A 12,306-nucleotide genomic window follows, 5' to 3' on the forward strand; every position below is an offset into this window, starting at 1 on the left:
TGGCTGGGTCGAGCGCCCAGCCTACAGGCTGGAAATAGGGGAATTGTGTCAGGCGCGTACTCGGGTGATACGCATCACGCCCTTGAGCGCGCGCAGTTTCTTGATCACCCGGGCCAGGTGCACGCGGTCATGCACGCTGACCACCAGCTGCACGACGCTGATGCGGCCGTCGCGTTCGTCCATGCTGATCTTCTCGATGTTGCCATCGGCGGCATTGACGCTGCTGGCCAGCAGGGCGATCAGGCCGCGCTGGTGCTCCAGTTCGACGCGCAGTTCGACGTTGAATTCGCCGGTGACGTCCTTGGCCCAATTGAGCTGGATGCACTTTTCCGGGTTGTGGCGGATGTCGACGATGTTCCGGCAGCTCTCCATGTGCACCACCATGCCCTTGCCGGCGGACAGGTAGCCGACGATGGGGTCGCCCGGAATCGGCGTGCAGCACTTGGCGTAGCTCATCACCAGGCCTTCGGTGCCACGGATCGCCAGCGGCCCTTCGCTGCTCGGCAGGGTCTCGTCGCCACTCTCGGCCAGCAGACGACGGGCCACGACATAGGCCATGCGATTGCCCAGGCCGATGTCTTCGAGCAGATCCTCGATGACTTCCTGGCGGTATTCGCCGAGCACCGCCTGTACGCGCTCGGGGGCAATCTTCTCCAGGTGCGTGTCGAAGCTGGCCAGGACCTTGTTCAGCAGGCGTTCGCCGAGGCTGATGGATTCCGAGCGGCGCTGCTGCTTGAGGGCGTGGCGGATGTGCGTGCGCGCCTTGCCGGTGACCACGAAGTTGAGCCAGGCCGGATTCGGCCGGGCGCCCGGCGCGGTGACGATTTCCACCGTCGAGCCGCTTTCCAGCGCCTGCGACAGCGGTGCCAGGCGGCGGTTGATGCGGCAGGCGATGCAGGTATTGCCGACGTCGGTATGCACCGCGTAGGCGAAGTCGACCGCGGTGGAGCCTTTCGGCAGCTCCATGATGCGGCCCTTGGGCGTGAACACGTAGACCTCGTCCGGGAACAGGTCGATCTTCACGCTCTCGATGAATTCCAGCGAGTTGCCGGCGCGCTGCTGCAGTTCCAGTACACCCTTGACCCACTGCCGTGCACGGGCATGGTTGCCCTTGGGCACTTCGTCGTCGTTGGACTTGTACAGCCAGTGCGCGGCGATGCCGTTGTTGGCCATCTCTTCCATCTCGCGGGTGCGGATCTGGATTTCGATGGGCACGCCATGCATGCCGAACAGCGTGGTGTGCAGCGACTGGTAGCCGTTGGCCTTGGGAATCGCGATGTAATCCTTGAAGCGCCCGGGCAGCGGCTTGTACAGGTTGTGCACGGCGCCGAGCACGCGGTAGCAGGTGTCGACCTTGTCGACGATGATGCGGAAGGCGTAGACGTCCATGATCTCGTTGAATGCCTTACGCTTGCCGCGCATCTTCTGGTAGATGCTGTAGAGGTGCTTCTCGCGGCCGATCACCTCGCCTTCCATGCCTTCGCGTTGCAGGCACATCTGGATCGATTCCTCGATCTTGGCCACGATTTCCTTACGGTTGCCCCGAGCGCGGCGCACGGCGGCGCGGATGCGCTCGGAGCGCATCGGGTGCATGGCCTTGAAGCCCAGGTCTTCGAATTCCACGCGCATGTTGTGCATGCCCAGTCGGTTGGCGATGGGCGCGTAGATTTCCAGGGTTTCCTTGGCGATGCGCCGGCTTTTCTCGTGCGGCATGGCATCGAGGGTGCGCATGTTGTGCAGACGGTCGGCGAGCTTGACCAGAATCACGCGGATGTCGCGGGCCATGGCCATGGCCATCTTCTGGAAGTTCTCGGCCTGCGCCTCGGCCTTGGTCTCGAAGTTCATCTGGGTCAGCTTGCTGACCCCGTCGACCAGTTCGGCCACGGTCTCGCCGAACTGCGCGTTGAGCGCTTCCTTGGCGATGCCGGTGTCTTCGATGACGTCGTGCAGCATGGCGGCCATCAGGCTCTGATGATCCATGTGCATGTCGGCGAGAATGCTGGCCACGGCCAGCGGATGGGTCACGTAGGCTTCGCCACTGCGGCGGCGTTGGCCATCGTGCGCCTGTTCGGCGTAGAAGTAGGCTCGGCGAACCAGGTTGACCTGATCATGGCCGAGGTAGGCCGAAAGTCGGTCGGCGAGAGCGTCTATGCCAGCCATGGGAGACTCTCCCGTTGGCAGCTGTGGCCCCGCGCCGCGCGACTTCGACCCGGCATCATCGACTTACAGAGGCTCGTTGGCCTCTTCCTCGAAGGCAGCGAACAGCGGTTCTTCTTCGACGATGTCTTCCTGGGCGACGACTTCATAGTCCACCAGGCCGGCAGCGATTTCGCGGAGAGCCACTACGGTGGGCTTGTCGTTTTCCCAAGCCACTTTCGGCTCTTTGCCGCCGGTGGCCAGCTGGCGCGAACGCTTGGTCGCGAGCATGACCAGTTCGAAGCGGTTATCAACGTTGTCCAGGCAATCTTCGACGGTAACGCGAGCCATGGTGTTCCTCGTAACTTGTGCGGATAAGCTTGGCCCGAGCGGGCGAGCGGACTGGATATTGTAAAGCAGCTTCAAGCTTCAATCTACAAGTAGGAGCCAAGCCGGCCTTGCTTTTACTTGCAGCTTGTGGCTTGAAGCTTGCGGCTGCTCTTATGCCAGCAGTTCGCTGAGCAGGCCGGCATGGCGCTGCTGCTGCTGAGTCTGCGCCAACTGGTTGCTGCGGAAGATGGCTTTCAGATCGCTCAGGGCGTGATTGAAGTCATCGTTGATCACCAGGTAGTCGTACTCGACGTAGTGGCTCATTTCGCTGACCGCCTCGCGCATACGGCGCTCGATGATCTCGCCGCTGTCCTGGCCGCGGTTGGTCAGGCGATGGCGCAGCGCTTCCTGGGTCGGCGGCAGGATGAAGATGGACTTGGCCTGAGGCATCAGTTTGCGTACCTGCTGCGCGCCCTGCCAGTCGATCTCCAGGATCAGGTCGAAACCTTCGGCCAGGGTCTGCTCGACCCACTTCTGCGAGGTGCCGTAGAAGTTGTCGAAGACCTGGGCGTGCTCGAGGAACTCGCTGCGCTCGATCATGGCGCTGAACTGCGCATGGTCGACGAAGTGATAGTTGACTCCGTCCTGCTCGCCCGGCCGCATGGCGCGCGTGGTGTGCGAAACCGAGACGCGAATCAGCGGTTCGCTTTCGATCAGCGCCTTGACCAGGCTGGTCTTGCCGGCGCCCGAGGGTGCGGAAACGATATAGAGGGTGCCGGTGGTGATGGCCATGAAAACATCCTGAGAAATCTTGCGGGATTTTAAAACGTAGCGAGCGACGGCTAGGCAAGGCGAAATCAGGTGAGAAAGCGGAGTTTACGGCTGTAAATGAGCATTTCGAACCTGATTTCAACGCGGCATAGCCTAGCGCAGTAGTTTTTACTCGATATTCTGAACCTGCTCGCGCATCTGCTCGATCAAAACCTTCAGGTTGACCGCAGCCTGCGTGCTGCGCGGGTCGAAGGCCTTGGAACCGAGGGTATTGGCCTCGCGGTTGAGCTCCTGCATCAGGAAGTCCAGGCGCCGCCCGGCAGCTCCGCCGGCCTTGAGCACGCGACGCACTTCGCTGACGTGAGTGCTCAGGCGATCCAGTTCCTCGGCTACGTCGCTCTTCTGTGCCAGCAGCACCAGTTCCTGCTCCAGGCGTTGCGGGTCGAGCTCGGCCTGCATCTCGGCGAAGCGGGTTTCGATCTTCTGGCGCTGGCCGGCGAGCATCTGCGGCACCAACTCGCGCAGGGCAGCGACTTCATCGAGGATGCTGTCGAGGCGCTCGTTGAGCAGCTTGGCCAGCTCGGCGCCTTCGCGGGCGCGGCTGGCCTTGAGTTCGCCCAATGCCTGGTCGAACAGCTTCATTGCGGCGGCGTTGAGCGCCTGCGGATCGTCCGAGTCGGCCACCAGTACGCCGGGCCAGGCCAACACTTCCAGCGGGTTGAGCGGCGCCGGTTGCTGAATCAGCGCAGCGACCTGCTCAGCGGCAGTGATCAGCTGGCGCGCGCGCTCGCTGTCGACCTGCAGTTGCTTGCCGGCACTCTCTTCGGCGAAGCGCAGGGTGCATTCCACCTTGCCGCGCGACAGACCCTGGCGCAGGGCTTCGCGCGCCGCGCCTTCGAGATCGCGGAACGCCTCGGGCAGGCGCAGATGCGGCTCGAGGTAGCGGTGGTTGACCGAGCGCAGTTCCCAGCTCAGTGTGCCGTGGGCGGTTGCCTGCTCGTTGCGGGCAAAGGCCGTCATGCTGTGAACCATGGGATACCTCGCGAAAGTCAGCTCGAAAAACGCAGGATTGTAGCTCACGGCGCCTGCCCATTTCATGTGCAGGCGATCAGGCCTGCCGTCAGTCGCTGCCAATTCGGCATGTCGCCGCGGTCGACCGCCCCCTATAATGCGCAGTGTTTTTATTTAATGAAGTAGGTATCGCTCAATGAAACGTCCCAGTGGCCGCGCCGCCGATCAGTTGCGCTCGATTCGCATCACCCGCAACTACACCAAGCATGCCGAGGGTTCGGTGCTGGTCGAATTCGGCGATACCAAGGTGATCTGCACCGTCAGCGTCGAATCCGGCGTGCCGCGTTTCCTCAAGGGCCAGGGCCAGGGTTGGCTGACTGCCGAATATGGCATGCTGCCGCGCGCCACCGGCGAGCGTAATCAGCGTGAGGCCAGCCGCGGCAAGCAGGGTGGCCGCACTCTGGAAATCCAGCGCCTGATCGGCCGTTCGCTGCGCGCCGCGCTGGACATGAGCAAGCTGGGCGAGAACACCCTGTACGTCGATTGCGACGTGATCCAGGCTGACGGCGGTACCCGCACTGCCTCCATCACCGGCGCCATGGTGGCGCTGATCGATGCGCTGAAAGTGCTGAAGAAGCGCGGTTCGCTCAAGGGCGAGCCGCTCAAGCAGATGATCGCTGCCGTATCGGTCGGCATCTATCAGAGCGAGCCGGTGCTGGATCTGGACTACCTGGAAGATTCCGCCGCCGAGACCGACCTCAACGTGGTGATGACCAATGCCGGCGGCTTCATCGAGGTGCAGGGCACGGCTGAGGGCGCACCGTTCCAGCCTGACGAATTCAACGCCATGCTGGCGCTGGCGCAGAAGGGCATGAACGAGATCTTTGAACTGCAGAAGGCCGCACTGGTCGACTGAAACCCTTAGCGAGCAAGGAGCATCAGGATGAACGACGATATGCAAAGCCCGCTTCCGACGCCCAGTCAGGAAGCGCGTCAGTGGGCCATGTTGTGCCACTTCGCCGCGTTTCTCGGCCTGGTGTTCCCCTTCGGTAATCTGCTCGGCCCGCTGATCATCTGGCAGATCAAGAAGGATCTCGATCCCTTCGTCGACGCCCAGGGCAAGGAAGCGTTGAACTTCCAGATCAGCGTGGCGCTGGCAGCGATCGTCTGCTTCATCCTGATGGTGGTGGTGATCGGCTTCCCGCTGCTCATGCTGCTGGGTCTGGCAGCGCTGGTGCTGACCATCATCGCCGGGATCAAGGCCAACGAGGGCCAGGCTTATCGCTACCCGTTCAGCTGGCGGCTGATCAAGTAATTCAATCGAGTTGGACGGCGGGGGCGACCTCCTCCGCCATGCCAGGGAAGGACAGTTTGATGAAAGTGCGAATGTTGATGCTGGCTCTGTTTCTGACAGCGCTAGTCGGCTGCGGTGATGCTGCTAGGACGCTAGCCGAGCAGGCGAAACTGCAGGCCTTGAGGGTCGAGGCTGCGCAATTGCACGACGCGGGGCAGTCGCGGCAGGCGATTGCCAAGTTCGAAAAGGTAGTCGACAGCCCGGTCGCAACGGATGCGGAGAAGGCTCATGCGCTGCGCTTCATCTCGCTGGGCTATTACGAGCTGAATGACTTTCCGCGCTCGGGCGAGTACGCGGCCAAGGCTGCAGCCTACTATCCGCAGGGTTCTTACGATTACCTGGTGAATATGGCTGACGCCGACCTCATGCAGGGCAAGGTGCCGGAAGCCGCCACCAAGCTCGAGCAGGCACATGCGCTGGAGCCCCGCGGTCTGGCAGCCAATAACGTGCTGGGCCTGCTCTATCTGGGCGATAACGGCGAGCAGTACTCCGATCATCGCAAGGCGCTTGCCTATAACCGGGCTGCTTTCGAGATCGAGCCGGGTCGTATTACCGGGATCGCCCTGGCGCGCAACTATGTAGCGTTGCATGAGTACGAGCAGGCTCGTGCCCATCTGCTCGATCTGAGCCAGCGCTATGCCGATGATGCGTACATACGCAACTTGCTGGTGCAGACCGAGAACGGTTTGACGCCGGATCGCGGGCAATAAAACCCCACGACAAGCCTAATGTCAGCCAGATAAGAAAAACACCAGTGATGCTGTGCAGAATCGCAGCATTTTCACTTGACTAGGCAGCGGCGGATGCCCTGCGTGAATCAAAGCGTTATCGCGGACAAGTCCGCTCCCACGGTCAGCGTTTGCAGCGCTGGTAAGGTTGGTGGGAGCGGACTTGTCCGCGAAGCCTTGTGTCCTGGATGACGACAGGCATCATACGCTTTCGTACCTGTCGATCAGACGCTGAGAATCCAGTCGTAATCGACGATCAGCGGCGCATGCTGGGAGAAGCGCGGCTGGCGAGGCAGACGTGCGCTGCGCACGCTGCGGCGCATACCGGGCGTCAGTATCTGGTAGTCGAAGCGATACCCCAGATTGAGCATTTCCGCCTGCTCGCTATCCGGCCACCAGCTGAACTGGTCACCTTCGCGGCTGACTTCACGCAGGGCGTCGACATAGCCCATGTTGCCAACCACCTCGTCCATCCAGGCGCGCTCGGGCGCCAGGAAGCCCGGTGATTGCTGGCAGTCACGCCAGTTCTTCACGTCCATTTTCTGGTGCGCTACATGCAGCGAGCCACAATAGATGTACTCGCGACGCTTGCGGCGTTGCTTGTCCAGATAATGGGTGAAGTCGTCCATGAACTTGAATTTCTGATTCAAGCTCTCGTCACCGTCCCGTCCGCTTGGCAGCAGCAGGGTGGCGATACTTACCTTGTCGAAATCGGCCTGCAGGTAGCGCCCGTAGCGATCGGCCATCTCGAAGCCGAGGCCGCTGATCACCGCCTTGGGTTGCAATCGCGAGTAGAGTGCCACGCCACCTTGGCTGGGCACTTCACCGTCGCATGCATAGAGGAAATAACCATCCAGCTGGAAGGCTTGGTCGTCCATTTCAAAGGCAGAGGCACGGGTGTCTTGCAGGCAGATCACGTCGGCATTCTGGGCTTGCAGCCAGCTGAGCAGACCTCGCTCGGCCGCAGCCTGAATACCATTCACGTTCACACTGATGATCCGCATAAATGGCCCCCAAAAACACGTGCGTGTATGATACCCGAGCTCACCTCAATTAGCTAAATCCGTGCCGTCCGGGACTTTTTCATGCAAGCGTACCAGCGCGATTTCATTCGCTTTGCCATCGAACGCGGGGTTCTGCGTTTCGGTCAGTTCACCCTCAAGTCCGGGCGTACCAGCCCCTATTTCTTCAACGCCGGCCTGTTCGACAGCGGCCTGGCGCTGGCCCAGCTGGGGCGTTTCTATGCCGCGGCCATCGTCGACAGCGGTATCGATTTCGATGTGCTGTTCGGCCCGGCCTACAAGGGCATCCCGCTGGCCGCGACCACAGCGGTGGCGCTGGCCGAGCATCATCAGCGCGATCTGCCCTGGTGCTTCAACCGCAAGGAAGCCAAGGACCATGGCGAAGGCGGCACCCTGGTCGGCGCACCGCTCAAGGGGCGCGTGCTGATCGTCGACGACGTGATTACTGCCGGCACCGCCATTCGCGAAGTGATGCAGATCATCCAGGGTCAGGGCGCTCAGGCCGCCGGCACCCTCATCGCGTTGAACCGTCAGGAGCGTGGCCAGGGCGAGCTTTCCGCGATTCAGGAAGTCGAGCGCGACTTCGGCATGCCGGTAGTGAGCATCGTGTCACTGGAACAGGTACTGGAATATCTGGCAGGGGATGCTGAACTGAAGCAATATCTGCCGGCTGTCGAAGCCTATCGCGCCGAGTACGGAATCTAGCCCTAGCACAAGGTAGTCCTATGCCTGCACCGCTCCTGACCCGCTGTACGCTGCTCTGTAGCTTGCTGCTGCCGTTGTCCGGAATGGCTGCCGAGCTGTATCGCTACGTCGACGACAAGGGCGTGACGGTGCTCAGCCGTCAGGGCGTACCGCCGGAGTTCATCGGCAAGGGTTATGAAGTGCTCAATGACCAGGGGCGTGTCGTGCGGGTGATTCCGCCGGCGCCGACGCCGGAAGAATTTGCCCGCATGCAGGCGGACAAGGCGCGCGCCAGCAGCGATGCGCAGCTATTGCGCCTGTACACCAATCTCGATGACGTCGACCGCGCCCGCGAACGCAAGCTGGCCGAGCTCGACAGCGTCACCAGCGTGGCTCGCGGCAATCTGCAGTCGGTGCGCACTCAGCAGGCCAACCTGCAGAGCCAGGCCGCCGATCACGAACGTGCCGGGCGCCCGGTGCCGGAGCATTTGCTTGTGCAGATCAACAACCTCAAGGAAGAACAGCAGCGTCTGCAGCGCGACATCGCCCGCTACAAGGAGACGCGTACCCAGGCCGAAGCGGGTTTCGCCGCTGATCGCGCACGTCTGGCCGAGCTGTTTGGCGAGCCGCAGAAAAAGCCTTAAGGCTCGGTCATTCAGCTCTGCGGCTGAGCCTTCTCGAAACTTTCGATCTTTTCCCTGAGCCACTGCGGCAGCGGTGCGCTGCTGCGTGTCGCGCCGTCGGCATGCACGTAGACGATTTCGCCGCTGGTCAGCAGTTCATCGTCACGCCAGATGCCGAGGGCAAAAGTCAGGCTGGAGCGGCCCAGGCGAGCGCTGCGGATACCGATCTGCAACTGGTCGTCGAAGCGCGCCGGTGCGCGGTATTCGAGCAGCGTGCGGATGGCGAAGAAGTCGCCGCCATCCTGTGCCAGATCAGCTGGGTAGGCGACGCCGAGGGCGCGGAAGTATTCGGTAATGGCGACGTCGGCGTAGGTCAGATAGTGGCCGTTGAAGACGATGCTCTGCGGATCGACCTCGGCCCAGCGCACGCGCAAGGTGTGAAAGAAGGTGAACTGGCTGGCTTCGGGGAGGCTGCTCATGGGCGGTCCTTTATCAAGGTTGCCTGGCGAGCGTGCTGGTTGGGCGGGATTGCGGCAAGTTCGAGTCGCCACATGGATGGGGGGAGATAAGCGGGTTCGATGGCTGGTGGCGCTGGCCGGCTCTCACCCTAGTCGTGTGGCGGTCGCAAAGCCCTCTCCCGCCCTGCGGGCACCCTCTCCCTGAGGGAGAGGGTCATCAGAAGGCCGCGTGGCGGCCGCTGTTCAGGGGCGCTTGCGATTGCTGATCATGGTGCCGTTGCCAACATCGGTGAAGATTTCCAGCAGCACGGCGTTAGGCACGCGACCATCGATGATGTGCGAGCTGGTCACGCCACCCTGCACCGCTTCCAGCGCGCATTTGATCTTCGGCAGCATGCCGCCGTAGATGGTGCCGTCGGCGATCAGCTCGTTGACCTGCTCGGTGTTCAGACCGGTCAGCACGTCACCCTGCTTGTTCATCAGACCGGCGATGTTGGTCAGCAGCATCAGCTTCTCGGCTTTCAGCGCTTCGGCCACCTTGCCGGCTACCAGGTCGGCGTTAATGTTGTAGGACTCGCCATCCGGGCCGACGCCGATGGGCGCGATGACCGGGATAAAGTCGCCCTTGACCAGCATGTTCAGCAGGTCGGTGTTGACCCCGGTGACCTCGCCGACATGGCCGATGTCGATAATCTCGGGCTGGGTCATCTCCGGCGTCTGGCGGCTGACCTTGAGCTTGCGCGCGCGGATCAGGCCGGCGTCCTTGCCGGTCAGGCCGATGGCGCTGCCGCCGTGCTGGTTGATCAGGTTGACGATGCTCTTGTTGACCTGGCCGCCGAGCACCATCTCCACCACGTCCATGGTGGCGGTGTCGGTGACGCGCATGCCGTCGATAAAGTGGCTTTCGATGGACAGCCGCTTGAGCAGATCACCGATCTGCGGGCCGCCGCCATGTACCACCACCGGGTTGATGCCGACCGCCTTCATCAGCACGATGTCGCGGGCGAAGCCCTGCTTGAGCTCCTCGCTCTCCATGGCGTTGCCGCCGTACTTGATCACCAGGGTCTTGCCGACGAAGCGGCGGATGTAGGGCAGGGCTTCGGATAGTACCTTGGCAACCTGGGCGGCGGCGTCACGCTCGAGGGTCATGCAGGGGGCTCCTGGAACAATCGATCAAAAGGGCAGTTGCAGGTCGGGGGCGACCTTGAGCAGTTGGGCGCGGAAGACATCCTGGATGCGCTCCAGCTCTTCCTGGGAGTCGGCCTCGAAGCGCAGTACCAGCACCGGCGTGGTGTTGGAGGCGCGGATCAGGCCCCAGCCCTTGGGATAGTCGACACGTACACCGTCGATGCTGGTGATGTTCGCTTCGCCCCATTGGCCTTCACGCTGCAGGCGTTCGATCATGCCGAACTTGGTCTGCTCGGTGACCTTGATGTTGATTTCCGGCGTGGAAATGTCGCTGGGGAAGGCGCTGAACACCTGCTCGGCGTTGCGTTTCTCCAGGCTGAGAATTTCCAGCAGGCGCGCGGCGCTGTAGATGCCGTCGTCGAAACCGTACCAGCGCTCCTTGAAGAAGATGTGGCCGCTCATTTCGCCGGCCAGCAGGGCGCCGGTTTCCTTCATCTTCTTCTTGATCAGCGAGTGGCCGGTTTTCCACATCACCGGGCGGCCGCCGTAGCCGCTGATCAGCGAGGTCAGGCGGCGGGTGCATTTGACGTCGAAGATGATGTCGGCGCCCGGGTTGCGCGAGACCACGTCCTTGGCGAACAGCATCAGCAGGCGGTCGGGGTAGACGATGTTGCCGGTGTTGGTCACCACGCCGACGCGGTCGCCGTCGCCGTCGAAGGCCAGGCCCAGGTCGGCATTCTCGGATTTGACGCGGGCGATGAGGTCGACCAGGTTCTCCGGCTTGCCCGGGTCCGGGTGGTGGTTGGGGAAGGTGCCGTCCACTTCGCAGAACAGCGGAATCACGCTGCAGCCCAGCGCCTCGATCAGTTGCGGAGCGATCACGCCGGCGGCGCCGTTACCGCAGTCGACCACCACCTTGAGCGGCTTGGCCAGGGCGATATCGTTGCGGATGGTCTTGAAGTAGCGCGGCAGCACGTCGACCTGCTGCACGCTGCCGACGCCAGTGGCCAGGTCGTTGTCGTCCAGGCGGGTTTTCAGCGCCTGGATCTGCTCGTTGGCCAGGGTGTCGCCGGCGATGATGATCTTGAAGCCGTTGTAGTCCGGCGGGTTGTGGCTGCCGGTGAGCATCACGGCCGAACGGCCCTCGAGCACGTTGGCGGCGAAGTACACCACCGGGGTCGGCACCATGCCGATGTCGGTGACTTCGCAGCCGCAGTCGAGCAGGCCCTGGACCAGTTGCTGCAGCAGCTCGGGGCCGGACAGGCGGCCGTCACGGCCTACGATGACCTTGGATTCGCCCTGGGCGAGGCTCTGCGAGCCGATGGCGCGGCCGATCCAGTAGGCGTATTCGGCGGTCAGGGTGTCACCCACCACGCCACGGATGTCGTAGGCGCGGAAAATATCGGCGGGAAGTTTCGGGGCGCTTTGGCTAGTGGTCATTGCGGGGCTCTGCTCCAGTCCCAGGAGATCCTGGTCTTCATCGAGAATGTCGATATCGAGGATATCGGTGTCCTGAAACAGCGGGTCGACCAGCTCGGCGGGCTTTGTGACCGGCTGAGCGGCTGGGGCCGCGGCTGTTCCTTTAACGGGGGTACTGCTGCCTTCAGGGCTACTGCGGCGCGGCAGGCGCGCCAGACTCTGGGCCAACGTATCGAGTGCCGGTACGCTGAGGCTGAAGGCTTTGACGTTCTTGCCGGCAGAGAGTTCTTTCAGCATTTGTCCGAGCTGCTGGGCATCGAGGTTGACGCGCCGCTGCAAAGCACCCTGCACCAGGATCAGGCCGATCAGGGCACCACCCAGGGCCAGCAGGAGCGCCAGGCCGAGCATGGTCACTGGAACGCTACCCTGAACCAGGGCTGGACCGGGGGTAAAGCTGATCTTCCAGTGTGGATTGCCGGTGGCGAAGGTCTGCGCCGCGCCGTCGCCCGCCTGGCCGCGTTGCAACAGCACCTGCTCGGGGGTGTTGGCGAACTGCTGGATCAGCTGCACCTGGCCATATTCGGCAGGCAGGGCCGGCAGAGCCGCGAGCATGCGTTGCAGGTCGAAGGCCAGCAGAAGCGT

The 12,306-nt window shown here is 62.6% G+C and carries 13 protein-coding genes; 5 read left to right on the forward strand and 8 right to left on the reverse strand.

Annotation, left to right across the window (positions count from 1 at the left end; translation table 11 throughout):
- Window positions 1-48: 48 nt before the first annotated feature.
- The 4 genes from spoT to B2U07_RS13420 all read right to left on the reverse strand — a co-directional run bounded on the left by spoT (window position 49) and on the right by B2U07_RS13420 (window position 4,269).
- Complete coding sequence (gene spoT, locus B2U07_RS13405; protein WP_143501953.1) at window positions 49-2,160, reverse strand: bifunctional GTP diphosphokinase/guanosine-3',5'-bis pyrophosphate 3'-pyrophosphohydrolase; 2,112 nt, start codon at window positions 2,158-2,160, stop codon at window positions 49-51.
- A gap of 63 nt (window positions 2,161-2,223) precedes the next feature.
- On the reverse strand, window positions 2,224-2,487 hold the full coding sequence (gene rpoZ, locus B2U07_RS13410; protein ID WP_003242550.1) for a DNA-directed RNA polymerase subunit omega: 264 nt from the start codon (window positions 2,485-2,487) through the stop codon (window positions 2,224-2,226).
- A gap of 150 nt (window positions 2,488-2,637) precedes the next feature.
- Window positions 2,638-3,258 (reverse strand): guanylate kinase, encoded by a 621-nt coding sequence (gmk, locus tag B2U07_RS13415; protein WP_296277119.1) that lies wholly within the window; start codon window positions 3,256-3,258, stop codon window positions 2,638-2,640.
- 147 nt (window positions 3,259-3,405) lie between these two features.
- Window positions 3,406-4,269 carry a YicC/YloC family endoribonuclease gene (locus B2U07_RS13420; protein ID WP_296277120.1) on the reverse strand — a complete coding sequence of 288 codons (864 nt, stop codon included), beginning with the start codon at window positions 4,267-4,269 and terminating at the stop codon, window positions 3,406-3,408.
- Between the two features lie 175 nt (window positions 4,270-4,444).
- Between B2U07_RS13420 and rph the strand changes: the two genes are divergently transcribed.
- Genes rph through B2U07_RS13435 form a run of 3 tightly spaced genes read left to right on the forward strand, consistent with a single transcriptional unit; the run spans window position 4,445 to window position 6,312 of the window.
- Window positions 4,445-5,164 (forward strand): ribonuclease PH, encoded by a 720-nt coding sequence (gene rph / locus B2U07_RS13425; protein WP_296277121.1) that lies wholly within the window; start codon window positions 4,445-4,447, stop codon window positions 5,162-5,164.
- Window positions 5,165-5,191: 27 nt separating this feature from the next.
- Window positions 5,192-5,563, forward strand: a complete 372-nt coding sequence (locus B2U07_RS13430; RefSeq protein ID WP_296277122.1) for a DUF4870 domain-containing protein — start codon at window positions 5,192-5,194, stop codon at window positions 5,561-5,563.
- 59 nt (window positions 5,564-5,622) lie between these two features.
- Complete coding sequence (locus B2U07_RS13435) at window positions 5,623-6,312, forward strand: tetratricopeptide repeat protein (RefSeq protein WP_232106471.1); 690 nt, start codon at window positions 5,623-5,625, stop codon at window positions 6,310-6,312.
- A gap of 242 nt (window positions 6,313-6,554) precedes the next feature.
- Here B2U07_RS13435 and B2U07_RS13440 read toward each other — a convergent pair whose 3' ends face one another.
- On the reverse strand, window positions 6,555-7,334 hold the full coding sequence (locus B2U07_RS13440) for an exodeoxyribonuclease III (RefSeq protein WP_197858561.1): 780 nt from the start codon (window positions 7,332-7,334) through the stop codon (window positions 6,555-6,557).
- Between the two features lie 81 nt (window positions 7,335-7,415).
- Between B2U07_RS13440 and pyrE the strand changes: the two genes are divergently transcribed.
- Complete coding sequence (gene pyrE / locus B2U07_RS13445) at window positions 7,416-8,057, forward strand: orotate phosphoribosyltransferase (protein ID WP_013717752.1); 642 nt, start codon at window positions 7,416-7,418, stop codon at window positions 8,055-8,057.
- Window positions 8,058-8,077: 20 nt separating this feature from the next.
- Window positions 8,078-8,680 carry a DUF4124 domain-containing protein gene (locus tag B2U07_RS13450; protein WP_197858562.1) on the forward strand — a complete coding sequence of 201 codons (603 nt, stop codon included), beginning with the start codon at window positions 8,078-8,080 and terminating at the stop codon, window positions 8,678-8,680.
- An 11-nt stretch (window positions 8,681-8,691) separates the two neighbouring features.
- Here B2U07_RS13450 and B2U07_RS13455 read toward each other — a convergent pair whose 3' ends face one another.
- The 3 genes from B2U07_RS13455 to algC all read right to left on the reverse strand — a co-directional run bounded on the left by B2U07_RS13455 (window position 8,692) and on the right by algC (window position 11,685).
- The gene (locus tag B2U07_RS13455; RefSeq protein WP_296277123.1) at window positions 8,692-9,138 is read right to left on the reverse strand and encodes an acyl-CoA thioesterase; all 447 of its coding nucleotides are present in this window, start codon (window positions 9,136-9,138) and stop codon (window positions 8,692-8,694) included.
- Between the two features lie 222 nt (window positions 9,139-9,360).
- Complete coding sequence (gene argB, locus B2U07_RS13460; RefSeq protein ID WP_197858564.1) at window positions 9,361-10,266, reverse strand: acetylglutamate kinase; 906 nt, start codon at window positions 10,264-10,266, stop codon at window positions 9,361-9,363.
- A gap of 24 nt (window positions 10,267-10,290) precedes the next feature.
- Window positions 10,291-11,685: a phosphomannomutase/phosphoglucomutase gene (gene algC / locus B2U07_RS13465; protein ID WP_296277141.1), complete on the reverse strand. Its 1,395-nt coding sequence runs from the start codon at window positions 11,683-11,685 to the stop codon at window positions 10,291-10,293.
- Window positions 11,686-12,306: the final 621 nt, after the last annotated feature.

The sequence above is a fragment of the Pseudomonas sp. UBA7530 genome (assembly GCF_002479365.1).
In the GTDB taxonomy this organism is placed as follows: domain Bacteria; phylum Pseudomonadota; class Gammaproteobacteria; order Pseudomonadales; family Pseudomonadaceae; genus Aquipseudomonas.

Coding starts and splice junctions, on each gene's coding strand:
- spoT (WP_143501953.1), bottom strand. CDS start 2,160: ATGGCTGGCATAGACGCTCTCGCCGACCGACTTTCGGCCTACCTCGGC.
- rpoZ (WP_003242550.1), bottom strand. CDS start 2,487: ATGGCTCGCGTTACCGTCGAAGATTGCCTGGACAACGTTGATAACCGC.
- gmk (WP_296277119.1), bottom strand. CDS start 3,258: ATGGCCATCACCACCGGCACCCTCTATATCGTTTCCGCACCCTCGGGC.
- B2U07_RS13420 (WP_296277120.1), bottom strand. CDS start 4,269: ATGGTTCACAGCATGACGGCCTTTGCCCGCAACGAGCAGGCAACCGCC.
- rph (WP_296277121.1), top strand. CDS start 4,445: ATGAAACGTCCCAGTGGCCGCGCCGCCGATCAGTTGCGCTCGATTCGC.
- B2U07_RS13430 (WP_296277122.1), top strand. CDS start 5,192: ATGAACGACGATATGCAAAGCCCGCTTCCGACGCCCAGTCAGGAAGCG.
- B2U07_RS13435 (WP_232106471.1), top strand. CDS start 5,623: ATGAAAGTGCGAATGTTGATGCTGGCTCTGTTTCTGACAGCGCTAGTC.
- B2U07_RS13440 (WP_197858561.1), bottom strand. CDS start 7,334: ATGCGGATCATCAGTGTGAACGTGAATGGTATTCAGGCTGCGGCCGAG.
- pyrE (WP_013717752.1), top strand. CDS start 7,416: ATGCAAGCGTACCAGCGCGATTTCATTCGCTTTGCCATCGAACGCGGG.
- B2U07_RS13450 (WP_197858562.1), top strand. CDS start 8,078: ATGCCTGCACCGCTCCTGACCCGCTGTACGCTGCTCTGTAGCTTGCTG.
- B2U07_RS13455 (WP_296277123.1), bottom strand. CDS start 9,138: ATGAGCAGCCTCCCCGAAGCCAGCCAGTTCACCTTCTTTCACACCTTG.
- argB (WP_197858564.1), bottom strand. CDS start 10,266: ATGACCCTCGAGCGTGACGCCGCCGCCCAGGTTGCCAAGGTACTATCC.
- algC (WP_296277141.1), bottom strand. CDS start 11,685: ATGACCACTAGCCAAAGCGCCCCGAAACTTCCCGCCGATATTTTCCGC.